Raw genomic sequence first — 24499 nt, forward strand, 5'->3', positions numbered from 1 at the left:
ATGATGGGGATTGAAATTGGATACTATCGAGATAACCAATAGGAGGAATGCGAGATGTCCAGTACAGTGAATATACCAGGACCCAAGGGGCTGCCGATCTCGGGTAATTTGCTCGCGTTTCGCAAGGATCCGCTAGGTTTTCTCGTTAAAGCGCAGCGGGAATACGGAGATGTGGTGCATATTCGTTTTGGACCGTCCCGTCATGTATATTTGATCAGCGATCCTGAGTATATAAAAGAGGTATTAGTAACAAAGCAGAACGCCTTTCGCAAGGCGAAAGGCTTGCAAACGGCCAAAGCGGTTGTGGGCGAAGGGATTCTCACGAGCGAAGGCGAAGCGCATATGCTGCAGCGCAGGTTGCTACAGCCTTCCTTTCGCAAGGATCGAATTGGACGTTATGCGGAGGTTATGGTGGACTATACGGATCGAATGCTGCAGAGCTGGAGCCTTGGTGAGACGCGTATCGTTACAGACGATATGATGCAGTTGACGCTAGATATTATCACGCACACCATGTTTGGGACAAGTATCACCAGCGGAGTGGAAGAGATCGGTCATGCCATAGAAGTGGGTATGAAATATGTAACCCATAAAGCGTCTTCCATATTCGATATTCCCGACATGATACCAACCCGAAGCAACGTGGAATTCAAGCAAGCGGCCAAAACGCTGGATGAGGTGATCTTCGGCATCATAGACCAGCGAAGGAAGCATCCCGAACCGGGCAGAGGAGATCTGCTATCCATGCTGCTTGATGCTCGTGATGAAGAGACAGGAACGGGGATGAGCAATAAGCAGGTACGGGATGAGGTGATGACCATTTTCCTTGCAGGTCATGAAACGACGGCGAACACGCTGTCCTGGACATGGTATTTGCTGTCTCAGCATCCGGAAACGGAGAAGAAATTTCATGAGGAGCTGGACCGTGTATTAGGCGGGCGCAAGCCCACGCATGATGATTTGAATCGACTGGAGTATACCCAGCAGATTGTCTGGGAGTCTATGCGTATATATCCAGCCGTATGGGCCGTGAACCGTGAAGTGTACGAGGAGGTTGAGATTGGCGGTCGCACGTACACGCCGGGGGACACGCTGATGATGAGTCAATTTGTGATGCATCGAAATCCGAAATATTATGAGCAGGCGGAACGTTTTTTGCCTGAACGCTTTGCGGGAGATATGCTCAAGCAAATCCCTGCGTTCGCCTATTTTCCGTTTGGTGGAGGCCCCCGGGTGTGTATCGGGAATCATTTTGCTCTGATGGAAGCAACGCTGCTTCTAGCAACGATCGGAACCCGTTATCAACTGCGTATGGCGCCTGATCACCGCCTTGTGGAGCTGGAGCCTCTCGTGACGCTCAGGCCGAAGTACGGACTTAAGATGGTCGTGTCGGAAAGGAAAGCATAATTTGCGGGAAAAGCGGACATCCTTCTTTTACATCAAAAAAAGGTACAGAAGGAGGCTTGCGAAGTGGACCTCGTCAAATTTACGATACATCCTCAAAATGAAGCTGAGCTGAAGGCACTGATTGATGAAATCAATGCCCATTCCGTACTCACAGATACGGAGAAGCAGCAGTTGTTGGAAGAGCTGAATGACCTGCATTATGAAGTGGAGAAATAAAATAAACGAGACCCTTAGACCATTCTGCTCGAAGGCTGACGGGTCTTTTGGCGAAAGTAGGAAGTACACCTTCGGAATTCATCTTGTCGGGGAGTTGTGATACAATATATCGACAAGCGTGATTGAATGAGGTGAATGGCGGTGGAGAAAGACATCTTAACCAGGTTCGGCGTGTCCATGCCGGAAGAACTGGTCAAGCAGTTTGACCAGTATATTACTGAACAAGGCTACACTAACCGATCCGAGGCGATTCGGGATTTAGTGAGAAGAGTGCTGCTTGAGCCAGGAGGCTTGCCGGGAGACCAGCTTGTGGCGGGAACGATCGTGATGGTATATGATCATCATATGACAGATCTCCCGCTGTATCTGATGGAACTGCAGCATGATTATCATCATCATATTATTTCTACGATGCATGTCCATCTGAACCACGATCAATGTCTTGAAATTATTGCTGTCCGCGGTAATCTTTCTGAGCTAAGAGAGCTTAAGCAAAAAATACAAGTACAAAAAGGTGTATTGTACGCTGAGCTGTCCGTTACTTACGTAGATGAGCATGGAACAAACGATTCGAAGAATCATCATCATACATAGAATAAGGGCCCGGGTTTTATTAGCCGGGTCCTTATTCTATGATGGCGCGAAAGACAACATTGAAATTCAATGTATAAGACGACCCATAAACCGAAGAAACTAAACCCAGCGTATGTTTGGCTTGTCCTGACGGACATCTGTGCGTATGCTCCGATAGATAGGCAAAGGAGGTATTCATATGGAACGAAAATGGGGGATCATTGCCATCGGTTTGGCGATCGCTGTGGGTCTCACGGCTTGTGGTGGAGGCAGCAGCGATGAGGCCGCCAAACCGCCTCAAGCGGCTGATGGAGGAGGTACGGTGAATGCGGAAGCGATATACAGGAGCAACTGTGTCACCTGTCATGGCGCCGACCTGACGGGGGGATCGGGTCCGAATCTGCAGAAAGTCGGAGCCAGGCTGAGTAAGGATCAAATCGTGGCTAAAATCGAGAACGGCGGCGCTGGGATGCCGGCATATAAAAATACGCTGGAAGATAACGAGATCGCTGCACTGGCTGAGTGGCTGTCGACTAAGAAGTAGGGCGTGAGAAGGAGAGGACGTTTGCAGAACGTCCTCTCCTTCTTCATAAATTTGTCATCGAATATCATGGGACGGAGTGTTTTTTCTTGTCGTTTTGTGGTATTTTGATAGACAAAAGCATCAATTAGCTATACGTAACCGAAAGGGGTCTATCAGCAACATGGCTACTATTATTCTACTACTGTGCTTGATTGTTATGGGTTCGTTTTTTAGCGCAGCCTTTGTTTTGTTTTTTCAGAAAAGAACAACCAATGGATACATTTTCACCGTTCTTGGATTGATCAGCGCGGCCATCTTTTATTATGCCATTTTTAAAGGCTGGCTTGTTCTGCCAGAGGCTCAATAAACATGGACGGACGGAATCGTAAAGACATTGCGCCCGGTGTGGAAGTGGATATTGTTCTGAAGCAGGATCAGCGAACCGGCAGGCTCACTCGCGGTATCGTGAAGGATCTGCTCACAAACTCAGCGACACATCCTCATGGCATCAAGGTGAGGCTTAGAAACGGACTAATCGGGCGAGTCAAGCAAATCATTAAGCCTAAATAGATATAGTTTGCATTCTTCCCGCGTACAATGACGTCATAAGGAACGTAAGTAACGGGAGGCAGGTGGGATTCGCTGATGGAAACGTTCGGTAGATGGTTGTCGTTTTTGTTTTTGCATGGATCACACAAAGCACGATTAACATTCCATGGTTTATTTTAATTCCTCTGGTGATTCTAGCTTTCTGGATTGCAGGCAAGAAGAGCAAATGAGCAAAGAACCAGACGCTTTTGCGTCGTATCCTTGCGCTTCGGTGCCTTTCTTCCCGGCAAGGCCGCCTTCTCATGCGCATATGTTCCGTAACTGGTCTGTACCTGAAATGGGTCATACGCATCTTATTGAATTATTCACGTATCCGGTTAACGGCAGCGCAACGGATCGGCATGTACACACATATCAAGGTCATACCGCTATGGCTGCCGGACACTTTCACCGTTTTCTAAGTACGACGGGTCCCGCGATCCCATTGCCGGATGGTTCGCATTATCACGTCATTGACGGAGTGGTCGATGATGAGCCGTTCGAGTTTAAGGGGGGCTTTTATGTCACGGTGACACGGCTGAAGCGGCATACCCATAGGTTTTGGGGATCTACCGGGAGTGGTCTCGGCTATGAGCCGCCGGATTGGTAGAATAACACATGGAATCAAAGACTCGCCCATTGGAGCCGGGTCTTTTTCTGTTTCTTATGAATTCAGTGTATTCTGATCTGTTTTACCAACATTAATCCATTGTGAATAAAACTTGTATATTTAACAGATTGAAAATTATTTTTATTGAAAGATAATAGAGAAAAAGAGTGTATTATTGGGATTCATACAAAAATGGTCAAAATCATTATTTCAAAATGGAATAAAGTCAGGTATAATAGAAGTAATATTATAGGAAACGGGGGGAGTCACGTGAAAAGCCGGAAAAATTCATTTAAGCAATGGGCGAGCATTTTTTGGACATTTTTTAAAATCGGCCCTGTCACCTTCGGCGGCGGATACGCGATGATTCCTGCCATTGAGAGGGAAGTAGTGGATAAGCAGCAGTGGATTACACACGATGAGATGAGCGGGGTTTTGTCTGTAGCCGGATCGGCACCGGGAGGAATCGGGGTCAATGCTGCCTCATTCATCGGGTATCGATTGGCGGGAATTCCAGGTGCGGCGGCGGCGGTAGCCGGGATTACACTGCCGACATTCGTCATTGTGTTCTTACTGAGCCTCGGCTTCAGTCAAGTTGTTGGCCATCCGAAAGTCACTGCGGCGTTTCAAGGCATTCAAGGCGCGATTGCAGCGCTCATTCTTATATCGGCCTACAACATGGGCAAAACATCCGTGGTGGATCGAACGACATTGGCCACGGCAGCGAGTACGGTTGTGCTGCTTCTGGTGTTTCATTTTTCCCCTATTGCACTCATTGTTGTCGGATTGGTTATCGGGCATTTGCTTATTCTTATAAAAAATAAACTTGGGGTTGTTGTGAGCTTCAATAACGAGCTTGCAGCAGCTACGACATCTACGAGCTATAAATATTCAGACTATTATATAGCTGACGGGATTTGATGATTCGGGGTGTTCCATATGCTGATGAGCTTGTTTTTTGTTTTCTTGCAAATTGGGTTCGTGTCGTTCGGCGGGGGCTACGCCATGATTCCGGTTATTCGTCATGAGGTGCTGCAGCATGGCTGGATCTCCCAACAGGAGTTTAATGACCTGGTTGCCCTTGCGGGGATGTCACCAGGGCCTATTGTTACGAATATTGCGACTTTAATAGGCTATAAAACGGCAGGTATCGGCGGAGCGGTGCTTTCTACTTTAGGAATGGTGCTGCCTTCGCTAATCCTGATCATCGTGATTTCGGCCTTTTATTATAAAGTACAAAAGGCGAATTGGGTACAAGCGACGTTCTATGGGTTAAAGCCTGTAGTGACGGGGATGATCGTATATGCAGCGATTCATTTCGGAATACCGAACGGGGGTTTTGGTCTGCTTTCCTGGCATACGGCCGGCACTTTGATCATCATTGCGCTATGTATCGTCGCGCTGCTGAAATACCGGGTGCACCCGCTCGCTGTAATCGCTATGTCCGGCCTTCTCGGTATTGCTTTCTTTCATTAAACCTGACACAAGCCCCGGCAGTTCGGGGCTTTATTTCTTTTGCTAAGGCTGGGAACAGATTCTCAGAGGACATCAATAAGAAGGTTTTCTTGTTCCCGCATATGGTACAATGAAGGATGAATTGTTGGAAATCGGAGTGATGTTCATTGTTGAAGCTTCCTGTTGAATCTGTCCTGCCGGAATTAAAGGACAAGCTCAGAACGCATAACAACGCGGTACTGATTGCAGCGCCGGGAGCAGGGAAAACGACCCGTGTTCCGCTTGAGCTGTTTTCCGAGCCGTGGCTGGAGGATCGGAAGATCGTTATGCTGGAGCCCCGACGTTTGGCTGCAAGGGCTGCCGCACGCTTTATGGCTGCGTTGCTCGGCGAACAGGTCGGGGAGACTGTAGGTTACCGGGTGCGCTCGGATACGAAAGTCAGCGCAAAAACCCGGATCGAAGTGATGACCGAAGGGGTACTGACCCGGTTGCTGCAATGCGATCCGGCACTCGAGGATGTGGGGCTCGTTATTTTTGATGAGTATCATGAACGCAGTCTCCAGGCGGATCTGGGACTTGCGCTATGTCTGGAGGCCCAAGCTGTTCTTCGGGAGGATTTACGATTGTTGGTCATGTCCGCCACATTGGATGCCTCACCAGTTGCTGGGCTGCTGAACGATGCTCCAGTGGTAGTAAGTGAAGGCCGCAGCTTTCCCGTGGAGACACGATATTTGAGCCGACCGCCGGAAGGACGTATTGAACCATTGGTGGTAAGGCAAATCATCGATGCGCTGTCGGCAGGGGAAGGAGATATTCTGGTCTTTCTGCCGGGTGCCGGGGAGATTCGGCGTGTGGAAGGGTTGCTTGCCGGCTCGAGCTTGGGGGCTAACGTCCGGGTGGCGCCGCTGTATGGTCAAATGCCGCAGGAAGCGCAGGATCGGGCGGTCGGGCCAAGCGCCACAGGCGAACGCAAGATTGTACTGGCGACATCCATCGCCGAATCCAGTCTTACAGTCGAAGGGGTACGGATTGTTGTAGATAGCGGGCTAATGAGGGTGCCGCGATTCTCGCCGAGAACAGGGATGACCCGGCTGGAGACCGTCCCCGTATCTCGCGCTTCGGCGGATCAACGGCGAGGCCGGGCCGGACGTTTGGCGCCCGGTCTGTGCTTCCGGCTTTGGACAGAGCAGGAAGAGAGGAATCTTGCACCCTATTCGACGCCGGAGATCTTAGAAGCGGATCTGGCACCGCTGGCACTTGAGCTTGCCGCTTGGGGCGTGACCGATCCGGTCAAGCTGGCCTGGCTGAATCCGCCTCCGGCTGCAGCATATTCGCAGGGCCGGGAGCTGCTCATGCAGCTTGGGGCACTTGATACAGCAGGAGCCATTACCGCTCATGGGCGCCGCATGGCTGAGCTCGGGATGACGCCCCGGTTAGCGCATATGGTGCTTCAAGCGCTGCCTCTGGGCTGCGGGGGGCTGGCATGCGATCTGGCAGCGCTGTTGAGCGAGCGGGATATGCTTCGCTTTGCTGGCGGAGCCCCCGAATCAGACCTTAGGCTGCGTGTGGAAGCTTTGCTTCACCCAGATGAGCTTCCGGTCGGTTATTCGGCGGATTCCTCTATCAGGCAACGCGTGAGGACGGAAGCGAAGCAATGGAAGCAGTCACTGAGAATACCGCAGATTCAAGAGAAGGTGGAGGACATTGATTCCTGCGGATGGCTGCTCGCTTATGCTTACCCCGATCGAATCGCACAAAGCAGAGGCGGCGGACGGTATGTACTGAGCAGCGGACGGGGGGCGGCCTTCGGACAACTGCAGTCTTTAGCTTATGCCCCATATTTGGTTGCGGCCGAGCTCGATGACCAAGGAGCAGAGAGCCGAATTCAATTGGCAGCTCCGTTGGATGCGGAACAATTATACAGGCATAATGCAGAGCGCATCGTAACAGAAGACGTCGTCAGCTGGGACCGCGGGTCTCAAGCCGTTAGGGCTAGGCGGCGTGAGCGGCTCGGCTCGCTTGTTCTGCGGGATACGCCTATGTCGAACCCGGATCTGGATGAGGTACTGCAGACACTGCTTGCTGGAATAACAGAAGAAGGCTTAACTATTCTTCCATGGAGTAAAGCCTCCAAGCAGCTCCGGCAGCGTATGCGTTACATGCATCGGTATGCTCCCGAGTGGCCAGATGTATCGGACGCCGGGCTAATTTCTACGCTGCACTTATGGCTTGCTCCGCATGTGTATGGGATGAGGAGCCGCGACGATCTCCAGCGGTTGAAACTAACAGAAGCGCTTGAATCCATGCTGTCGTGGTCGCGGCGACAAGCATTGGAGGAGGGTGTGCCAACGCATATTGTGGTGCCTAGCGGATCACGCATACCCGTCGATTATAGCGACCCCGATGCCCCGGTGCTTGCTGTACGCCTGCAGGAACTTTTTGGGCTTCGGGAGACGCCGCGTATCGCAGGAGGCAAGGTGCCGCTCGTACTTCACCTGCTGTCTCCAGCGCAGCGTCCGGTGCAAGTGACGAGAGACTTGGCCAGCTTTTGGCGTGAGGCTTATTTTGAGATAAAGAAAGATTTGAAAGGCAGGTATCCTAAGCACTATTGGCCGGATGATCCACTCGTCGCCGAACCGACTCATCGTGCTAAGCCGCGCAGCCAAGCCTGATATACATTTGTATGTACGAAAGCCTATGCTCATCAAAGACCCTTTAAGTTTTACATTATTCGGTACGAAATGCACAAAGAGCCGCTCCGATTTTCACGGAGCGGCTCTTTCCTGCTTTAATAGCGATATATGTTGGAATGCGATTGACCACTTCGGAGAAGCCTCCAGCCGAAATAGATTAATGCGGCGGCGATCACCATATTGAGCAGCATCGGGAGCCAATACAGCATCAGCCCGACTCCGGCGGCGATCACCAGCCCGCTGCATATTTTCTTCAATGTCGAGTCCGCCTCAACCCACAGCTTATAGCCAAACCGGAGCATCACCAGAGCAATCAAGTAAGAGAATAATCCGGCCAGTCCGCCCCAGGAAATTAAACCCCAAACCCCGATTACGATCATAACGGCACCGCTCACACTTTTTACGTTCCATTTCATAGTCGTTCACCAGTCCTTTTAGGTTGTCTATGCTTTTATTGTAAAGGATTCAGGGCTTGGTGAAAACCGTCTGAGGGTGGTTGGTTCGACTAGACCTTGGTCGGGCAAAATCTTTGCATTAATGTTTCCTCGGGATTAGGCTTTTCCTTCAGAGAGCGATATAATTAGGATAATTATGGATAAGAGGAGACGTCATGGGATCTAAATCCAAGTTGTTGACTATATTTTTTGGGTTGTTCGCACTGTATGCCGTTGCGATAGGTTTGTATTTATGGCTTGCCTCCATTGATCCGATCCCGGATTTCTTCAAAGGAACTGCGGCTGATCCTGCCACGTTCTTGACGGATACGCAGCTGCAGCAGAGTGTGATTTATTCCGCGCTGCGCAACTGGATCTTTTTCGTTCGTTATCCCTGGGAATGGGCGATTTATCTCGTGCTGTTGTTCACTGGAACCGCGGGACGGTGGCAGGATAAACTGGCGCAAGCCTCATGGTCGGGCTTCGTCCGTTTTCCCGTTTTCGTGCTGCTGCTGAGCCTTGTATCTTATGCCGCTTTGCTGCCGCTTCGATTGATCAGTTACGCTCTGGCCCGTCACTATGGCATATCGACTCAACCGGTCTGGAGTTGGATCAGGGACCATGCGGTAACATTTGCGATCGATTTGGTGATACTGACGATTGTCTCATCTGTAGCCTTCTGGTTCATTCGCCGCGGGGGCCGCTGGTGGCTGAGGCTGTGGGTAGTATCCGTTCCTTTCATCCTGATTATGATGTATATTCAGCCTGTCGTCATCGATCCGTTGTATAACGAGTTTTCCCGTCTTTCGAACCCGCAGCTTGAGCAGCGAATATTGGCTCTGGCGGACAAAGCCGATATTCCAGCAGACCGGGTGTATGAGGTGAATGTGTCGGAAAAGACGAATGCGCTGAACGCTTATGTCAATGGCATCGGCACCAGTTTGCGGATCGTTCTGTGGGATACGACGCTTCAGAAGCTTGATGAGAATGAGACTTTGCTGATCATGGCTCATGAGATGGGGCATTATGTCATGCGTCATTTGGAATGGAGCGCCTTTGGCGCAGTCGCCTCCTCATTCTTCCTGCTTTGGTTCGGCAGTAAGCTCTATAAAGCGGTCCTTCGACGGTGGGGTCCGGCATGGGGCATTCGTAAAGCAGGTGATGTGGCCTCGCTTCCGGTTCTTTTGCTTATCATCTCTCTACTTAACTTTGCGTTCACTCCCGCGGCCAATTTTGTATCCAGACAAGCGGAGCGGTCAGCCGATGATTATGCGATTCGTCTCATTGGCAACACAGAAGGAGCGGTGACGATGTACCAGAAGCTCGCCATATCTTCTCTTAGCGAAATGAATCCGCCGCTGCTGGTAAAGCTGTTCCGGTCAACCCATCCGAGCTTGATGGAACGTATTGCGGGTGTTCAGAATGATAAGCAATCCTAGTAGCAAGCTGGAGCTCTATTGCATGAGCGGGATGGCTACCTCACCGAATTTCTTGGAAGACTTCTGTTGTGAGCTTAGCCGGCGGATGATGCAGGAGGGTTGGGACGTGAACTCGCAGCTCCTGTTTCCTTACGGGGATTGGAATCGTAAGACGGCCGCCCAAATCGTTGAGATTATCCATGATACTGGGCTTGGTCCCAACCGTTACTCTCGTTCCATAGGAGGCCGTAGAGCAGCGGCAGGGCTCAGTAACGGTTTTGCGGCATCCGGCGTCATTCGCGTCTTTATCGGTCACAGTGGGGGAGGCGTGGCGGCCGCGCATGCGTCGCGCATTCTGCTGCAGGATAACGTTCATGACCCAAGGCACTATATCGTTCAAATCGGCTCTCCCAAGTGTGCACTCATTCCTGAAGATCGGACGCAAGCGCTATACATCAGGTTCGGAGAGCATGGCCGACGGACGGACCCGGTTACGCGTATGGGCAGTTGGGGAGGCTGGGAAAAAGCAGGCCGGGGCTGGCGCTGGAATTCCGAAAAGTATGCGCCTGCTTACCGTGTTTCCCTCTCTTTGATCGGAGGACATGCGGATTATTTCAGACGAAACGATCCTTTTGTTTCGGAGGATGGAAAATCCAATCTGGACAAGACGACGGACTGTATCGGATTATGGCTGCTGGAAAAAATAAATGCAGTTTAGATCAATTAACGGGTCTTCTGGACCTGTAAAAAGATTCTTGCAAACGCTTACGGGATAAATTATGATAAAGTAAATTTATAAACGAGAGGACTGGTGCAGCAGATGAAAGTATGTGAAATAACTGTTCGTAGAGATCTGGAGGCGCAGGAGCTGCAGATGATATCCCATCAAGCCAGCCTGTTCAGTTCGGATGTCATGTTCAAATATGAAAACCTGAACCTTCAATTGGATGCCAAAAGCGTGTTGGGCATGCTGCTGCTTCCCATTCGCAGAGGTACGAAACTGACGGTTCAAACGAAAGGAAAAGACGAGCTTGAAGCGTTGGAGCATCTTATCCTCTTATTGGAGAAACAAGATGCGCCGCGCGAACAAGGATAACAAAAGATGGACCCGCGGGAATGGGGGGGTGGAGTTACCGAAGCTGATCCCGCTTTAATTGCACATCGAGCACAAATGTGCCAAACGGTACGAGCGATGCGATCAAAGCGCCGATCCCTCGTAATACCGACCATCGGTGAACGAACATCACATGGGCAACCGCGATGAGAAAAAGAACAAAAAGCAGGCCGTGCAATGCCCCTACGATGCTCACAGCCATCGGAAGATCGGCGAAATATTTGAGCGGCATCGCGATTAAGAGAAGCACTAGATAAGATATTCCTTCATACAAAGCGATGAGACGAAGGCGCCCTAAAGGCGTTTTCAATGTCATATATGATACACCTCCTATTCAAATCTCATTATATACCATTATCAGGCCTGATCTATGAATTAACTCATTTGTTCGGAATATGTTCAATTAGTTTGTTTATTTCGCGTGAAAGCAGGGTAAGAATTACTAGTTAAGCAGGGTTGAAATTTCAACCATATTAATTCACAATGGGAGAGTCTGTACTGGACGAGAACTCCATCAGTTTTCCGTACATCAGGCGACAGGAAAGGAGGCTTGCCGCATGAACGGACTCGAAGTCGTGATCACCATTGTGCTGATGAATGTTGTGTATGTATCTCTTTTTACGATCCGTATTATTCTTGTTATGAAAGCAAGAAGAGTCTTGGCTACTTTGATCAGCATGGCGGAAGTGTTTATCTATTTAATGGCGTTAAATATTGTGCTGAACAATATCGATGAACCGATCAATTTGGTCGCATATTGTCTTGGTTGGGGTGCTGGAGTGTGGCTTGGCATTAAGATTGAAGAATGGTTGGCGCTTGGGTACACTACGCTGCAGATTGTCGTTGATCACGAAGCCAACTCCCTTCCGATCACGCTGAGGGAGAAGGGTTACGGGGTGACGAGCTGGCTGGCGGAAGGACGTGACGGCCCGCGGTTGGTCATGCAGGTGCTCACCAAACGGAATCAGGAGAAAAATCTGATGAAGCTCATTCAACAAATCGCCCCCAAAGCGTTCGTTATTTCTTATGAACCAAGGACATTCCACGGAGGCTTTTGGACAAAAGTTCTGAAACGGTAACCGTTTCGAACTTCATGGATAAATATCGGCAGACCCTTTGAAGGGTCTGTTTTTTTATGCGTTATTTCGAAGTAGTATGTTTGGGCAATCATGAAGACATCGAAGTGAATGAAGTAAATAAACGGCTAACAAAGCATTCCATAAAAGAGTAATTGTGGTAGAATGGAAGACATTCCGTTTATTTAGGTAAGGAGGGAGGACAATTGGATTTTGTCATCTCTATCATTCTGTCGACACTGGAAACGTGCACTGTATTTTTTCTCACGATGACCATGCACCGATATAAGCATAAGCCTGATTATATCATGATCGGTCTATTCAGTCTCATGCTTTCCACTCTTTCTTACATTATGAGGGTTAAGTTTCAGCTTCCCAGGCTCGATATCCCTGTTCAGTGGAGTTTAATGTTTCTGTATGTTCACTACATGTTCGGGGTACGATGGTTTTATTCGGCCCTCATGGTGATGTCTGGATCGATTTTGTATGCCTTGCTTCAAAGTGTCATTATACTGGCGGCTAACCAGCTCGGGATGTTCTCGTTTTCCGATTCGCAGTCAGGAACAAGCGATGGGGCTCACCGAGTTCAAATCGTCTCGGTAATCATCTGCGCCGCCCTCATACGGCTGATGAAGAGTTTCAGATTTGGTTTTTCCTTCGTCCCGAATCATCCCCGGGCCGATGTGAAGCTCAAAGGTGTGAATAAACGTATTTTATGGTCCATGGTCGTTATTGGGCTGGTGATTTCCGTCTCCATTATATCGATGTCCACACAGAGTGCTTATTTGTTCTACAGCTCCGCCGTCCTCTTATTGTTTTCCTTTATTGATCTGATGAGGCTGTCTTATGTTAAAGAGTTTGAGGAAGACTAATGGGTCTGTTTACAAAGTAATGTACGCATTCCAGCATTCGCCGGATGTTCTTGTCTTTGAGCCATCCGGCAATGGAATCGTTACGATGTAAGCCGCTTCAAGGGCCGGTCCGCTAGCACCGGTTAATCTATCTGCTCGATGCTTGTCCGGATCATCTCGTATTGCATGCGGATTCGCGCATATGGTAATCGAATTGACGCAATCCATCACCGGTACATATAAATAGGCCTCCAAATCTTGGCCGAATTGATTCAGTGACGGGGTTCTACGGTTAAGTACTAGATGTTTAAATGGAAAGGGGGAAGGGGAATGTCGACCAAAATGGAGCGTGGCGAAAAGGGACAAGTCTCTTATGGCAGCACGGGAAAGACTCCCGATGTGGGAAAAAGCACGAAACCGAGGCTCCGGTTGTCAGGCTTTCTGCTTAGCCTGTACTGCCGTTTCCAGGATGACGATGTGCCTGCGATGGGCGCGCAGTTGACGTACTATTTGATCCTGTCCTTTTTTCCGTTCCTTATCTTTGTTATTGCCGTGCTTAGTTTCACCGATTTAAATACGAAGGACGGGATTGAGGGCCTGACCCAAATCATGCCGGACCTATCCATTCAGCTTATTATGAGTGTGTTTAATGAAATTGACGGGTCAAAAAGCGGTTCCCTGCTTTCCATCGGCTTGTTGGCTACCCTTTGGTCCGCTTCAAACGGGGTCAATGCGGTCATCAAGGCCTTGAATAAAGCTTATGATGAAGAGGAAAACCGTCCGTTCTGGAAGGTACGCGGCACCTCTATTTTGTTCACCGTCATTTTGGCGATTGTGATTTTGTTCGCGTTCATCATGCTGGTTTTCGGCCGAGTGATTGGTGAAATGATCTACACGTTTGCGCTTTCTTCAGATGGCTTCGATACATTTTGGCGAGTGGGCCAGTTTGCTATACCTCTGGTGATTATGGTGATTGTGTTTGTCCTTCTGTATCGTTTTACGCCGAATTTAAGGTTGACGGTCAAAGAAGTTTTGCCTGGTGCCATTTTCGCCACCTTTGGGTGGGTCGTTACATCGTTGTTATTCTCCTTCTATGTTAATAATTTCGGCAATTATACAAAAACGTACGGCAGTATTGGAGGCATTATCGTGCTGCTGATGTGGCTGTATCTGTCGAGCATTATTATTGTGCTTGGTGGCGAGATCAATGCGACGCTTTACTACCATAAGGAAGGGAAGCAAAAGCCGGTCTGCAAAACATTTGCTCTCACCCTGCCCTTCAGCATGAAAAAATGGTTCAAATGAATACCCATAGTTTTGAAGTGGATGGGAATAATAAGCAAAAAGAAAGGAGGGATCTGCGTCATGAGGGACGATTTGCGCGGGAGCACCGATGAGTGGGTTGAGAAGCTGCACGATACCCAGAAGAAGGACGAAATAAACCGGAAGCATCAAGGAGACGGGCACCCGGATAAGAAGCTCCCGGCCAAACAGCACCGCAACGGTAATTAAGAAAACATGCACTACAATTGAAACCGCCGAAGGGCGGTTTTTGCGTCGTTCAGCAAGCAGGCATACTCCCATGAGGGCTTGACAGGATGACACGGAGCAGATATCGTCTTTCTAAGAGTAATGATATTTACATGTTTCTGGGAGCGGACATTAATAGACAATCCACAGAGGGGGAGACGCAGTGGAACTATGGGTCATCTATTTGCTCGTCTTGAATCTGATCTCATTTGTCATCATGGGATACGATAAAGCGCAGGCTAAAAAAGGCGGCCGCAGAATAGCTGAGAGAACGCTATTTATCATCGCCGCGGCGGGTGGAGCACTGGGTATGTGGATGGGCATGCGAAAATGGAGACATAAGACAAAGCATGGATCTTTTGTCTATGGAATTCCGCTGCTTCTAGCCTTGAACGCTGCTCTCGTTTATTATATCGCGTTAGCTTGATACGATTCTGAGTTCATTTTTGGAGGATTTATATGGAAGCTATGCTGTGGGGAGGCTTCGTATCGTCGCTGGCAACGGCGCTCGGTGCGATTCCGGTCCTTTTTATGAAAGAATTATCACATCGAGCCAAGGATACCTTACTTGCTTTCACCGCAGGCATCATGGTATCCGCCTCCATGTACAGCCTGATCCCTACCGCCTTGGCCATGTCCGGCTTACTTGTTCTCTGCGTAGGTGTAATGCTTGGTACCGTGACGCTGACCCTGCTCGAAAAGCTGGTGCCGCACATTGATCTTGTGCATGCCGGAGAAAGCCGGGTCATTGGAAAATTACCGCTTGAACGCAAGTCGATTCTGTTTCTGACGGCGATGACGCTGCACAATTTGCCCGAAGGGCTCTCCGTTGGGGTAAGCTACGCGAGTGAGCAGGAGGAGCTTGGACCGTTGGTCGCTATATCGATGGGTCTACAGAATGCGCCGGAAGGCTTCTTGGTCGCGTTGTTTCTCATCATGCAGAAGGCTCGTAAAAGCACGGCTATTTTTTTCGCACTTTTTACGGGGATGCTGGAGTTTGCAAGCTGCATCATCGGGTTCTATTTGACTGCATATGTAACCGGACTTATTCCGTACGGCCTTGCATTTGCAGGTGGCGCTATGCTATTTATCGTATATAAGGAGCTCATACCGGAGAGCCACGGTCACGGCTATGAGAGAATGGCGACCTTCTCTTTCATCATCGGGCTGCTGGTGATGATCGTGTTGACGGAAATCTTGGGGTAACGGAGGAATACTCTATGGAACATGACAAAAGGGTGAAATCCGGCAAAGGATTGGACGTTCTTGAGCGTGTCAGGGAAACGTGTGCTTGTATGCTAGAGGTAGAAGAGAAGGTAGATTCGTTCGGCCATAGTTCGTTTCGGGTGAACAACAAGCCTTTTGTCATGATAGGGGAGAATGACCATGAAGGGTCCATTGCGATCAAGACGGATCACGCTTCACAGGAAATTCTTCTGCAGCAAGGCCGCTATTACAAAACGCCCTATATCGGGCAGCACGGCTGGGTTTCGCTGCGCCTTACGGAAGTGCTCGACTGGGCGGAGCTGAATGATCTCATCGTTGAAGCTTATTTGCGTATTGCTCCGAAGCGGCTTGCGCGGAGGCTCAAGGAATGAACGGCTTTCTGTTGTTGGCCAACCATAGTTTTGTTGTTCGCAATACACTGCCCGAACTCAATTCAGGCAGTGTATTTTTTTATGCATTGGATAGGTGACGAGAAGAAATCACTGTGCTACAATATCTATTATTCGTGCTACGAAAATAGGATAATTAGATTTGGAGTGGAGAGAGTGAAGCGGCAATCCTTTCGCGTTATTTTGGTTTTAGTCGCAGCAATTGTCTTGATTGGCCTTGTTGCAGGCTGTTCATCAGATGCGAACCCGAGTTCAGAAGCTTCAGAAGCAATTAAAGAAGAGCTCATGATGGCCATCGGATCTGAACCGGAGACAGGCTTTGATCCGACCACCGGATGGGGGCGTTACGGCGCGCCGATTTTCCAGAGCACACTATTAAAGCGGGATCATGAGCTGAGCATCGTGAATGACCTTGCAACCGGTTACGAAATCACCAGCAGCGGAACGGTATGGACCGTTAAGCTCCGTAATGATGCAAAGTTCTCTGATGGCAAGCCGTTAACTGCCGCAGATGTGAAGTATACCTTCGAAACCGCGGCGCAGAGCGGCTCCGTGGTCGACCTGACCAACATGGAAAGCGTGGAAGCCACCGAAGAATTCACCGTAAAATTCACTTTGAAGGAAGCGCAATCGACTTTCGTATATAGCTTAGTCACAACAGGAATTGTTCCGAAGCACGCGCACGGTCCGAATTATGCGGCCAATCCGATCGGATCGGGACCTTATCGGCTCGTGCAATGGGACAAAGGGCAGCAGCTGATTGTTGAGGCAAATCCTGAATATTACGGAGCTAAGCCTTTCTTTAAGAAGCTGATATTTTTATTTTTGAACGAGGATGCGGCCTTTGCTGCAGCTAAGGCCGGTAAGGTAGATATATCTTACATACCTTCTGCTTTCAGCAAACAGACGGTAGAAGGTATGCGCCTTGAAGCTGTGCGCACTGTCGATAACCGGGGAATCGCATTCCCCACAGTTCCTTCCGGAAATAAAACAAAAGACGGATATCCAATAGGTAACGATGTGACTGCAGATATTGCCATTCGCCAAGCGATCAATAGAGCTATCGATCGCGAAGCCCTTGTCAAAGGCGTATTGGAGGGACATGGTACACCGGCTTTTACCGTCAATGACGGCCTTCCATGGTGGAATTCAAAAAGCATCATTAAGGACGCTGATTTAGACGGAGCCCGAAGCATCTTGGCAGACGCCGGTTGGAAGGACTCTAATGGTGACGGTATTGTGGAAAAGGGGGCCTTGAAGGCAGAGTTCACTCTTGTTTATCCGGCCAGTGATGTGACGCGACAATCTCTTGCGATCGCCGTGGCGGATCATATGAAAGCAATTGGAATCTCAATTAAGGTCGAAGGCAAGAGCTGGGACGATATCAGAACCATGATGCATTCCAATGCCGTGCTTTTCGGCTGGGGGAGTCACGATCCGGTCGAGATGTATAATCTGTACAACAGCAAGTATATGGGGAAGGATCTTTTCAACCCCGGATATTACAGCAACCCTACGGTCGACAAATATATGACTCAAGCTATGAAGGCAACCAGCAAGGAAGAAGCGATGGAGTACTGGAAGAAAGCTCAGTGGGACGGAACAACAGGTGTAAGCGCCTTGGGGGATGCTCCATGGGCATGGCTTGTGAATATCGATCATCTGTATTTAGTCAAAGACGGTCTTGATATCGGAAAACAGAGAATTCATCCTCATGGTCATGGCTGGCCGGTGACAGACAACATCGAAGAGTGGAAATGGTTGAAATAGAGTGAGAACGGAGCCTTATACCCCATGATACGGAGCATGATCAGATTTATATGGATGAAAAGCCTACGGCTTGTATTTCTGCTAGTGGCTATCAGTTTCATTTCATTCTTGCTTCTAAGCCACTCTCCTATTGATCCGGTTCAAGCTTATATTGGTGCTGATATGATGCGCGTGAGCCCGGAGCAGCGGGAACAAATCGCCGAGTATTGGGGACTGAATCAGCCATTGCTCGAGCGTTATCTTCATTGGGGAGCTGCAGTACTGCAAGGGGATTTGGGTACCTCCATGATGTATCGCCTTCCTGTGGTGGAAGTGATTGGAGAACGGTTTGCGAACTCCATTGCATTGATGGGAGTCTCATGGGTATTATCGGGACTTATCGGATTTACCGCGGGTGTCATAGCTGCGATGAACAAAGATACCTGGGTGGATAAGCTGATCAAATGGTATTGCTACACGCTGGCATCCACACCAGCCTTTTGGTTGGGTTTGGTGCTGCTCATTGTTTTTGCGGTATGGCTCGGCTGGTTTCCGGTAGGCTTGGGCGTTCCGGCGGGTACACTGACCGAGAACGTAACCTGGGGAGACCGGATATATCATATGGTGCTGCCTGCATTGACGTTGAGCATCATCGGAATCGCCTCTATAGCCCTGCATACGAGGCAGAAGCTGCTCGATGTGCTATCGAGCGACTATATTTTGTTTGCGAGAGCCCGCGGTGAGCGTGGATTGAAGCTGTTTTGGAGACACGGACTCCGCGGGGTGGCTCTGCCGGCGGTGACGCTGCAGTTTACAGCCTTCAGCGAGCTGTTTGGAGGGGCCGTTCTGGCGGAGCAAGTATTTTCATATCCAGGATTGGGTCAGGCTACAGTGGAGGCGGGTTTGCGGGGCGATGTCCCGCTTTTGCTTGGAATCGTTCTGTTCAGCGCGGTATTCGTCTTTTCCGGTAACACCGCGGCGGATTTGATATACCGTGCGGTAGATCCAAGGATCAGGGAGGGACGTTCCGTATGAGTAGTTTGTTCGTCCCTGAACGCAATAACAAGCGTTTTACATCCAAATTCAATCACAGACAGCGGGCGTTGCTCATGGCTGCTGCATCTGCTGCTTTAATCGTGGGGACATGGCTCACTGGGCTGTTGTTGGATGATGTGAGTTTATCCACTAATCTCGAAATGCGTAATTTAATCCCGTCTCTTTCGCATCCTTTCGGTACAGATTGGCTGGGTAGAGATATGTTCACACGCACACTAAAGGGTTTAAACTTAAGTATTCAGGTGGGTATGATGGCTGCTGCCGTGAGTGTAAGCATCGCGGTCATTCTAGGAATGCTCGCCGCAACTATGGGTAAAACAGTCGATCGAATCATCGGTTGGTTGATCGACTTGTTTTTGAGCGTGCCGCATCTAGTTACACTTATATTAATCAGCTTTGTACTAGGCGGAGGTGTCAGAGGGGTTGTCATCGGGATTGCTTTGACTCATTGGCCGAGTCTGGCGCGTGTGATCCGTGCAGAGGTGCTGCAGCTGCGTTCGTCTGAGTTCATCCAAATCTCGCGTAGAATGGGCAAGTCGCGCTGGTGGGTCGCCGTTAGGCATATGATGCCCCATCTGATTCCCCAGATGATGGTAGGCTTGCTGCTCGTGTTCCCACATGCGATTCTTCATGAAGCCGCTATTTCTTTTTTAGGTATGGGATTGTCTCCTCATCAACCCGCTATCGGTATTATCCTATCCGAGTCGATGCGATATTTATCTACCGGCCTTTGGTGGTTGGCGTTTTTTCCAGGCCTCTGCTTGCTGCTTGTAGTACGTTCCTTCGACACGGCAGGAGAAAATATACGTTTGCTGTTGGACTCGCATCGGTCTAATGAGTAACTGTATGAGGCCATTAGGCGAACAAAAAGGGAGGTTCATGCGGGAATGACTGTTCTTTTGGAAGTGAATGATTTGAGCATCTCGTTCCTGCAGTATATCCAAGGTTTCCGGCAAAGCAAGCTAAGCGTGGTGCATGGGTTGAATGTTACTGTGAATGCAGGAGAGATCGTTGCATTGGTGGGCTCAAGCGGCGCGGGTAAAAGCTTGCTGGCCCATGCTATATTGGGAATTCTTCCCGACAATGCGGAGATATCGGGTAAGATTCGTTATGAAGGAGAGGAGCTCACGTCTGCCAGGCAAGCAGCGCTAAGGGGTCGTGAGATCGCTCTTGTACCGCAATCGGTCAATTATCTCGATCCGCTGATGCGTGTTGGAGCTCAGGTCCGAACCAAGCGTGGAGATACGAAGGATGCGGTCAAGCAACAGCGGAACGTTTTTGAGCGATATGGGCTTTCCCCCAAAGTGGAGCAGATGTACCCTTTTGAATTGTCCGGAGGGATGGCTCGACGTGTGCTGGTCTCCACAGCGGCCGTCAGCGGGGCAAGATTAGTCATTGCGGATGAACCAACCCCCGGCCTCGACGCAGCCATCGTTCGAGAAGCGCTCGGCTTCTTCAAAGAGCTGGCCGACCAAGGGTGCGGAGTGCTGTTCATTACTCACGATGTAGAAGCCGCGCTTCAAATCGCTCATAAAGTGGCGATCATCTATGCCGGAACGACCGTTGAGACGGCTCGTCCTGAGGACTTCTGCGGCAGCGGGGAATGGCTGCGCCACCCATACAGCAAGGCACTGTGGAGAGCGCTACCGCAAAACGGGTTTGTGTCGTTTCCCGGCTCCCAGCCTCATCCGAACGAGCTGCCGCCGGGCTGCAGGTTTGCCCCGCGCTGTCAGATGGCCACTGCTGAATGCATGCATTCTTTACCTGACATGCGTGAGCTGAACGGAGGATTGGTGAGGTGCATTCATGCTACTTGAAGGACGAAATCTTGGTTTTCATTACGAAGGGGCTCCTTGGATTTTTAGAAATCTGGATCTCGTGATCCGGCCGCGTGAAGTGGTAGGACTTGTCGGGCCGAGCGGCTGTGGGAAATCCACGTTGTCTCGCATTCTGGCAGGCTATGAAAAGCTGACCGAGGGAACGGTACTGCTCGATGGCGCTCCTGCGCCCACGAAGGGTTATCATCCGGTTCAGCTGATATTTCAGCATCCGGAGAAGGCAGTCAATCCGCGTTGGCGCATGCGGGCGATCCTTAAGGAGAGTTGGGAGCCCGATGAAGACCTTCTTGCCTCCTTAGGGATTATGGAGGAATGGCTTAACCGTCGACCCAGCGAGCTTTCCGGTGGCGAGCTCCAACGATTCTGCATCGCCCGTGCGCTTGGTCCGATGACCCGTTTCCTGATTGCCGATGAGATCACCACGATGCTTGATGCTATTACTCAAGCCCAAATATGGCATGCTGTGCTGGAAATAGCCGAGAAGCGGGGCATGGGTGTACTTGTGATCAGTCATGATAAGCATCTGATTCACCGGCTCTGCAGCAGAGTAATGGAGTGGGACTTCTTCAAGGAATCATCAAGGGTTCCGCAATGAAGCTGATGGTAGTGAATTTTAGTTCCAAGGTTTAATAAAATGCATCAACGGCGAATTTATATCGCGGCTGGTGCATTTTATTATGCATGAATGCCTAGTGCGACATCATAAAATCTAGTTCTGAAGCAAGGAAAATTATAGTAAAAATGTGGGAAATGTGTTAGAATGTAAGCACAGATTGTCGAAACTGCTTTTTTATACACTATCCATGTCGAAAGTCTTACATTATTCATCTGATTCACACACAAAAAACCAACATTTTACATAAAATGATGGTCCGATAAAGGCACAGCCATTGAAAAGTGGTGTCGCAAAGCTATAGGGGCTACCGTGTGGAAACACACCATGCCAGCCAGCCGCCGGAATGAGGTCGGAAAAGCCCTTCATTCGGAGGGCTTTTTTTTTACAACTTGTGCGGGAGGTGAGAGGACATGTACGGGGTCTTCAATGAAAAGCGTCTCCAACACTTATCGGAAGAAATTGAGACGATCCGGACTCGAATGCATGGGATTTTCAACATCAAACATAGTCTATCTGACCCGGAAGTTAATGCAATAAGCAAAGAATTGGATTGCGCTATTATTAGGTACCAGGAATACACTAAGCGGCTTATGTAAAATGAGTAGAGAGGCAAGAGAGAGCTTGTAACCGGAAAGGATGATGTCGATGATCGGTAATCAGGCGGTGAATGGACTTACACAATTATTAGTAAAAGATATAGCGACCTATGAGCACAGCATCAGGATAGGGAAAATGGCTAAATTGATGGCTGCTTATCTGAATTACGATGAACAGCAGACCCAAAAATTAATTGCAGGCTGCTGTTTACACGATATGGGCAAGGTACACATCCATGAATCCATTCTTAAAAAGAAATCCTCACTGACACAGGAAGAGTGGAAATTTATGAAGCGCCATGCTTTTTTTGGTGTTCAGATGGCCATTATGGAAGGAATTACAGATCAAGACATCATAGATACCATACATTATCATCATGAGCGTTGGGACGGTACGGGTTACCCGACAGGGTTGCAAGGAACCGATATTCCGTTGTATGCTCGCATTTGCTCCATATTGGATGCTTTCGATAGTATGATTTCGGATCTTCCATATAAAAAGGGCATGTCCATTCAACATGCTCGTGAAGAGCTTATTCGGCAGAGTTATTCACAATTTGACGGTCGTTATGTCCAGGTGTTTCTCACGATACAAGATATCATATTGGCTTATATTCAAAGGGATTCTGTCCATTCTGCTTCTTATTTTGCTAGATCAGTATATCATCCGGAAATCATGCAGCAGTGAAATATGTCATCGATATTGATAGGTGGCTTTTTTTGATTTTGCAGAAGGAAAACCGGGGGAGGGTAATGAAATAATAATAGAGCGGACTGAGAGAAACCGAGCAACTATGATTGGAGGGGAATTATAATTGAATAGGGTAATCGTGTCCAAAACGTGGAAGATCTTACTTGCCTTCTGGATTACGATGGCTATGCTGGCCATTCCGGCGCCACGGGCGGAGGCTTCATCCTTTTCTTATATGTCGTATCCTAAAGGAACGGTTGGTATTTCCAAACCGGACATCGGATTTGAACTTAGTAACCGGAACGAACTGCAGGTGAATACGTTTCGTATGAAGCTGGATCAAGATCTTGTTTCGGGAACATGGGATAACGAATCGATGAGCTTTATTTATACACCGACTACTGCTTTACAGCCTGGAGAGCATTCGGTTGAAGTGGAGCTGCAATTCTCAGGCTACGAAGCAGTCAAGTTGAATTGGAAGTTTAAGGTAGCGGACAACCCTGTAAGCGAGATTCCTTCTGAGTTCACGGAGAACCATCGGCTAGGTCTGAAAGCGATCAATGATTATCGAATACTGTACGGGTTAAAGCCTTTAAAGCTTAACGGCAGTTTGACGTTGGCAGCTAAAAATCATGCGCAGTATTTGTTTGCGAACCGAGTGGCACAGACGATCTCACCAGTCTCGTTACACGATGAGAAGAAAGGCTTGCCAGGGTTTACAGGGGCTACACCTTCCGATCGCGCAAGATATGCCGGATATTCCTTTGGCGTCGGGGAGGATGTTTCCTTCTATACCGGAACGCTCGTGGAGTCTGTCGATGCGTTGTTTGACGCGCCGTATCACCGCAAGCCCTTCTTAATGCCTCATGTTACGGAGGCAGGAATTGAAATGGTCGGGGATTATGTCGTCATCATGTTTGGCTACGGGGAAGAAACCGAGCTGCAGATGACTGTATCTCCGGCTCCAGGAGATCCTTATGTTCCACTGGATTTTGACGGTTATGAAACTCCGGATCCGATTCGCATGCACCCAGCAAGAGAATATCCAGTCGGTTATCCGCTCATGGCTCTTGTTTCGGGAAGCGATATCGAAAAGGTGCAGCTGCTCGAATCCACTCTGAAGGATGAATCGGGACAACCGGTAAAGCTGCTGCTTAACAGTCCGAGTAACGACAATCAATTGAAAAACAGCGTGATCCTGATTCCGGCCGAGCCACTGAAGCCGGACATGCTGTATTCCGCTTATGTGAGGCTGAATGTAACCGAGAACGGCCTTTCTAGAACAATTCAGAAAGCTTGGGATTTTCACACGGAGCCGGTTTCTGGCATTGGAAAGCAAAAACTACACAAGGACGTTGCGGCCTATGTCAGGTTGACGAAGCAACAAGGCGGCATCAATCATGTGGTTACTTTCAAGCTGGATGATGATGATTATACGCTGGATGATGTATCGTATCTACTGAAGAGGCAGCCGTTTATTCTGGAAGGGACGTCCTATTTATGGGTGAGAGACTTGGCCGATGCTCTAGGAGCTTCCGTCACTTGGGATGACAGCCGCAAAGCCGCGATCTACACCAAGAACGGCCGAGAAATCACTTTCTTTACGGGACGTAACGTATATTCTATTAATGGGAAGGAATATACGACCGACTCACCGGCCCGATTGGAGGAGGAGCTCACAATGATCCCGGTTCGTTTACTTTCAGAAGTATTGGGAGCTCATGTAGAATACATGCAGGAAACGCGGAGCGTTAAGATCATGTATTGACACTCCTAGCTTAAGCTGTGTTTTGTCCCACGGGTAAGGCACAGCAAAATAAAGCACAGCTGATCAAGATCGTAGATGCAG

30 protein-coding genes and 1 riboswitch are annotated in these 24499 nt (G+C 49.2%); of the genes, 28 read left to right on the forward strand and 2 right to left on the reverse strand.

What is annotated here, in order from left to right; all coding sequences use genetic code 11:
• Window positions 1-54 precede the first annotated feature (54 nt).
• The 10 genes from JOE45_RS02940 to hrpB all read left to right on the forward strand — a co-directional run bounded on the left by JOE45_RS02940 (window position 55) and on the right by hrpB (window position 8044).
• Window positions 55-1407: a cytochrome P450 gene (locus JOE45_RS02940; protein ID WP_210021612.1), complete on the forward strand. Its 1353-nt coding sequence runs from the start codon at window positions 55-57 to the stop codon at window positions 1405-1407.
• A gap of 63 nt (window positions 1408-1470) precedes the next feature.
• Window positions 1471-1623, forward strand: coding sequence for a hypothetical protein (locus tag JOE45_RS02945; RefSeq protein ID WP_210021611.1), 153 nt, complete (start codon window positions 1471-1473; stop codon window positions 1621-1623).
• Window positions 1624-1764: 141 nt separating this feature from the next.
• Window positions 1765-2217: a nickel-responsive transcriptional regulator NikR gene (gene nikR, locus JOE45_RS02950; protein ID WP_348632468.1), complete on the forward strand. Its 453-nt coding sequence runs from the start codon at window positions 1765-1767 to the stop codon at window positions 2215-2217.
• Between the two features lie 178 nt (window positions 2218-2395).
• Window positions 2396-2740 carry a c-type cytochrome gene (locus JOE45_RS02955; protein ID WP_210021609.1) on the forward strand — a complete coding sequence of 115 codons (345 nt, stop codon included), beginning with the start codon at window positions 2396-2398 and terminating at the stop codon, window positions 2738-2740.
• A gap of 160 nt (window positions 2741-2900) precedes the next feature.
• Window positions 2901-3086 carry a hypothetical protein gene (locus JOE45_RS02960; protein WP_210021608.1) on the forward strand — a complete coding sequence of 62 codons (186 nt, stop codon included), beginning with the start codon at window positions 2901-2903 and terminating at the stop codon, window positions 3084-3086.
• Window positions 3087-3088: 2 nt separating this feature from the next.
• Entirely contained in the window at window positions 3089-3289 is a 201-nt protein-coding gene (locus tag JOE45_RS02965) for a YwbE family protein (RefSeq protein ID WP_210021607.1), read from the forward strand.
• Between the two features lie 205 nt (window positions 3290-3494).
• Complete coding sequence (locus JOE45_RS02970; RefSeq protein WP_210021606.1) at window positions 3495-3917, forward strand: YmaF family protein; 423 nt, start codon at window positions 3495-3497, stop codon at window positions 3915-3917.
• 270 nt (window positions 3918-4187) lie between these two features.
• Entirely contained in the window at window positions 4188-4838 is a 651-nt protein-coding gene (locus tag JOE45_RS02975; RefSeq protein WP_348632469.1) for a chromate transporter, read from the forward strand.
• A gap of 18 nt (window positions 4839-4856) precedes the next feature.
• Window positions 4857-5393 (forward strand): chromate transporter, encoded by a 537-nt coding sequence (locus JOE45_RS02980; RefSeq protein ID WP_210021604.1) that lies wholly within the window; start codon window positions 4857-4859, stop codon window positions 5391-5393.
• A 146-nt stretch (window positions 5394-5539) separates the two neighbouring features.
• Window positions 5540-8044, forward strand: a complete 2505-nt coding sequence (gene hrpB, locus JOE45_RS02985) for an ATP-dependent helicase HrpB (RefSeq protein ID WP_210021603.1) — start codon at window positions 5540-5542, stop codon at window positions 8042-8044.
• A 116-nt stretch (window positions 8045-8160) separates the two neighbouring features.
• Here hrpB and JOE45_RS02990 read toward each other — a convergent pair whose 3' ends face one another.
• A complete protein-coding gene (locus JOE45_RS02990; RefSeq protein ID WP_210021602.1) occupies window positions 8161-8481 on the reverse strand; it encodes a hypothetical protein in 321 nt (106 codons plus the stop codon).
• A gap of 194 nt (window positions 8482-8675) precedes the next feature.
• Here JOE45_RS02990 and JOE45_RS02995 point away from each other — a divergent pair, with 194 nt between their 5' ends.
• The 3 genes from JOE45_RS02995 to JOE45_RS03005 all read left to right on the forward strand — a co-directional run bounded on the left by JOE45_RS02995 (window position 8676) and on the right by JOE45_RS03005 (window position 11013).
• Entirely contained in the window at window positions 8676-9938 is a 1263-nt protein-coding gene (locus JOE45_RS02995) for a M48 family metallopeptidase (RefSeq protein WP_210021601.1), read from the forward strand.
• A gap of 106 nt (window positions 9939-10044) precedes the next feature.
• Window positions 10045-10635, forward strand: a complete 591-nt coding sequence (locus tag JOE45_RS03000; protein WP_210021600.1) for a hypothetical protein — start codon at window positions 10045-10047, stop codon at window positions 10633-10635.
• Between the two features lie 102 nt (window positions 10636-10737).
• Window positions 10738-11013 carry an HPr family phosphocarrier protein gene (locus tag JOE45_RS03005; RefSeq protein WP_210021599.1) on the forward strand — a complete coding sequence of 92 codons (276 nt, stop codon included), beginning with the start codon at window positions 10738-10740 and terminating at the stop codon, window positions 11011-11013.
• 34 nt (window positions 11014-11047) lie between these two features.
• On the opposite strand, the gene JOE45_RS03010 is transcribed toward JOE45_RS03005, so the two are convergent.
• On the reverse strand, window positions 11048-11347 hold the full coding sequence (locus JOE45_RS03010) for a DUF3817 domain-containing protein (RefSeq protein WP_210021598.1): 300 nt from the start codon (window positions 11345-11347) through the stop codon (window positions 11048-11050).
• Window positions 11348-11588: 241 nt separating this feature from the next.
• On the opposite strand from JOE45_RS03010, the gene JOE45_RS03015 reads away from it, so the two are divergent.
• From JOE45_RS03015 to JOE45_RS03085, 15 genes are all read left to right on the forward strand, one after another.
• On the forward strand, window positions 11589-12110 hold the full coding sequence (locus JOE45_RS03015; protein ID WP_210021597.1) for a DUF2179 domain-containing protein: 522 nt from the start codon (window positions 11589-11591) through the stop codon (window positions 12108-12110).
• Window positions 12111-12313: 203 nt separating this feature from the next.
• Entirely contained in the window at window positions 12314-12979 is a 666-nt protein-coding gene (locus JOE45_RS03020) for a hypothetical protein (protein ID WP_210021596.1), read from the forward strand.
• Window positions 12980-13288: 309 nt separating this feature from the next.
• Window positions 13289-14263 (forward strand): YihY/virulence factor BrkB family protein, encoded by a 975-nt coding sequence (locus JOE45_RS03025; protein ID WP_210021595.1) that lies wholly within the window; start codon window positions 13289-13291, stop codon window positions 14261-14263.
• Between the two features lie 60 nt (window positions 14264-14323).
• Window positions 14324-14470: a DUF4023 domain-containing protein gene (locus JOE45_RS03030; RefSeq protein ID WP_210021594.1), complete on the forward strand. Its 147-nt coding sequence runs from the start codon at window positions 14324-14326 to the stop codon at window positions 14468-14470.
• Between the two features lie 181 nt (window positions 14471-14651).
• Window positions 14652-14915: a DUF1294 domain-containing protein gene (locus tag JOE45_RS03035; protein ID WP_210021593.1), complete on the forward strand. Its 264-nt coding sequence runs from the start codon at window positions 14652-14654 to the stop codon at window positions 14913-14915.
• Between the two features lie 32 nt (window positions 14916-14947).
• Window positions 14948-15694, forward strand: coding sequence for a ZIP family metal transporter (locus JOE45_RS03040; RefSeq protein WP_210021592.1), 747 nt, complete (start codon window positions 14948-14950; stop codon window positions 15692-15694).
• Window positions 15695-15708: 14 nt separating this feature from the next.
• Window positions 15709-16086: an MmcQ/YjbR family DNA-binding protein gene (locus JOE45_RS03045; RefSeq protein ID WP_210021591.1), complete on the forward strand. Its 378-nt coding sequence runs from the start codon at window positions 15709-15711 to the stop codon at window positions 16084-16086.
• Between the two features lie 174 nt (window positions 16087-16260).
• Window positions 16261-17874, forward strand: coding sequence for an ABC transporter substrate-binding protein (locus JOE45_RS03050; RefSeq protein WP_348632470.1), 1614 nt, complete (start codon window positions 16261-16263; stop codon window positions 17872-17874).
• 36 nt (window positions 17875-17910) lie between these two features.
• The gene (locus JOE45_RS03055) at window positions 17911-18888 is read left to right on the forward strand and encodes an ABC transporter permease (protein WP_245246552.1); all 978 of its coding nucleotides are present in this window, start codon (window positions 17911-17913) and stop codon (window positions 18886-18888) included.
• Complete coding sequence (locus JOE45_RS03060; protein ID WP_210021588.1) at window positions 18885-19751, forward strand: ABC transporter permease; 867 nt, start codon at window positions 18885-18887, stop codon at window positions 19749-19751. The genes JOE45_RS03055 and JOE45_RS03060 overlap by 4 nt, the downstream gene beginning before the upstream one ends.
• A gap of 45 nt (window positions 19752-19796) precedes the next feature.
• Window positions 19797-20726, forward strand: a complete 930-nt coding sequence (locus JOE45_RS03065; protein WP_210021587.1) for an ABC transporter ATP-binding protein — start codon at window positions 19797-19799, stop codon at window positions 20724-20726.
• Window positions 20716-21342: an ABC transporter ATP-binding protein gene (locus tag JOE45_RS03070; protein ID WP_210021586.1), complete on the forward strand. Its 627-nt coding sequence runs from the start codon at window positions 20716-20718 to the stop codon at window positions 21340-21342. Before JOE45_RS03065 ends, JOE45_RS03070 begins: the two co-directional genes overlap by 11 nt.
• A 275-nt stretch (window positions 21343-21617) precedes the next feature.
• Window positions 21618-21706, forward strand: a riboswitch (cyclic di-GMP riboswitch).
• Window positions 21707-21773: 67 nt separating this feature from the next.
• Entirely contained in the window at window positions 21774-21959 is a 186-nt protein-coding gene (locus JOE45_RS24055) for a Spo0E family sporulation regulatory protein-aspartic acid phosphatase (RefSeq protein WP_210021585.1), read from the forward strand.
• A gap of 49 nt (window positions 21960-22008) precedes the next feature.
• Entirely contained in the window at window positions 22009-22647 is a 639-nt protein-coding gene (locus JOE45_RS03080; RefSeq protein ID WP_210021584.1) for an HD-GYP domain-containing protein, read from the forward strand.
• A 127-nt stretch (window positions 22648-22774) separates the two neighbouring features.
• Entirely contained in the window at window positions 22775-24418 is a 1644-nt protein-coding gene (locus JOE45_RS03085) for a stalk domain-containing protein (protein WP_210021583.1), read from the forward strand.
• Window positions 24419-24499 lie beyond the last annotated feature (81 nt).

Origin of the sequence: Paenibacillus sp. PvR098, assembly GCF_017833255.1 — a bacterium.
Classification (GTDB): Bacteria; Bacillota; Bacilli; order Paenibacillales; family NBRC-103111; genus Paenibacillus_G.

What these genes read in the sequence shown, in the direction of transcription:
- JOE45_RS02940 (WP_210021612.1), top strand. Translation starts at nt 55, where the DNA reads ATGTCCAGTACAGTGAATATACCAGGACCCAAGGGGCTGCCGATCTCG.
- JOE45_RS02955 (WP_210021609.1), top strand. Translation starts at nt 2,396, where the DNA reads ATGGAACGAAAATGGGGGATCATTGCCATCGGTTTGGCGATCGCTGTG.
- JOE45_RS02960 (WP_210021608.1), top strand. Translation starts at nt 2,901, where the DNA reads ATGGCTACTATTATTCTACTACTGTGCTTGATTGTTATGGGTTCGTTT.
- JOE45_RS02965 (WP_210021607.1), top strand. Translation starts at nt 3,089, where the DNA reads ATGGACGGACGGAATCGTAAAGACATTGCGCCCGGTGTGGAAGTGGAT.
- JOE45_RS02970 (WP_210021606.1), top strand. Translation starts at nt 3,495, where the DNA reads ATGAGCAAAGAACCAGACGCTTTTGCGTCGTATCCTTGCGCTTCGGTG.
- JOE45_RS02980 (WP_210021604.1), top strand. Translation starts at nt 4,857, where the DNA reads ATGCTGATGAGCTTGTTTTTTGTTTTCTTGCAAATTGGGTTCGTGTCG.
- JOE45_RS02990 (WP_210021602.1), bottom strand. Translation starts at nt 8,481, where the DNA reads ATGAAATGGAACGTAAAAAGTGTGAGCGGTGCCGTTATGATCGTAATC.
- JOE45_RS02995 (WP_210021601.1), top strand. Translation starts at nt 8,676, where the DNA reads ATGGGATCTAAATCCAAGTTGTTGACTATATTTTTTGGGTTGTTCGCA.
- JOE45_RS03005 (WP_210021599.1), top strand. Translation starts at nt 10,738, where the DNA reads ATGAAAGTATGTGAAATAACTGTTCGTAGAGATCTGGAGGCGCAGGAG.
- JOE45_RS03010 (WP_210021598.1), bottom strand. Translation starts at nt 11,347, where the DNA reads ATGACATTGAAAACGCCTTTAGGGCGCCTTCGTCTCATCGCTTTGTAT.
- JOE45_RS03015 (WP_210021597.1), top strand. Translation starts at nt 11,589, where the DNA reads ATGAACGGACTCGAAGTCGTGATCACCATTGTGCTGATGAATGTTGTG.
- JOE45_RS03025 (WP_210021595.1), top strand. Translation starts at nt 13,289, where the DNA reads ATGTCGACCAAAATGGAGCGTGGCGAAAAGGGACAAGTCTCTTATGGC.
- JOE45_RS03030 (WP_210021594.1), top strand. Translation starts at nt 14,324, where the DNA reads ATGAGGGACGATTTGCGCGGGAGCACCGATGAGTGGGTTGAGAAGCTG.
- JOE45_RS03040 (WP_210021592.1), top strand. Translation starts at nt 14,948, where the DNA reads ATGGAAGCTATGCTGTGGGGAGGCTTCGTATCGTCGCTGGCAACGGCG.
- JOE45_RS03045 (WP_210021591.1), top strand. Translation starts at nt 15,709, where the DNA reads ATGGAACATGACAAAAGGGTGAAATCCGGCAAAGGATTGGACGTTCTT.
- JOE45_RS03055 (WP_245246552.1), top strand. Translation starts at nt 17,911, where the DNA reads ATGATCAGATTTATATGGATGAAAAGCCTACGGCTTGTATTTCTGCTA.
- JOE45_RS03060 (WP_210021588.1), top strand. Translation starts at nt 18,885, where the DNA reads ATGAGTAGTTTGTTCGTCCCTGAACGCAATAACAAGCGTTTTACATCC.
- JOE45_RS03065 (WP_210021587.1), top strand. Translation starts at nt 19,797, where the DNA reads ATGACTGTTCTTTTGGAAGTGAATGATTTGAGCATCTCGTTCCTGCAG.
- JOE45_RS03070 (WP_210021586.1), top strand. Translation starts at nt 20,716, where the DNA reads ATGCTACTTGAAGGACGAAATCTTGGTTTTCATTACGAAGGGGCTCCT.
- JOE45_RS24055 (WP_210021585.1), top strand. Translation starts at nt 21,774, where the DNA reads ATGTACGGGGTCTTCAATGAAAAGCGTCTCCAACACTTATCGGAAGAA.
- JOE45_RS03080 (WP_210021584.1), top strand. Translation starts at nt 22,009, where the DNA reads ATGATCGGTAATCAGGCGGTGAATGGACTTACACAATTATTAGTAAAA.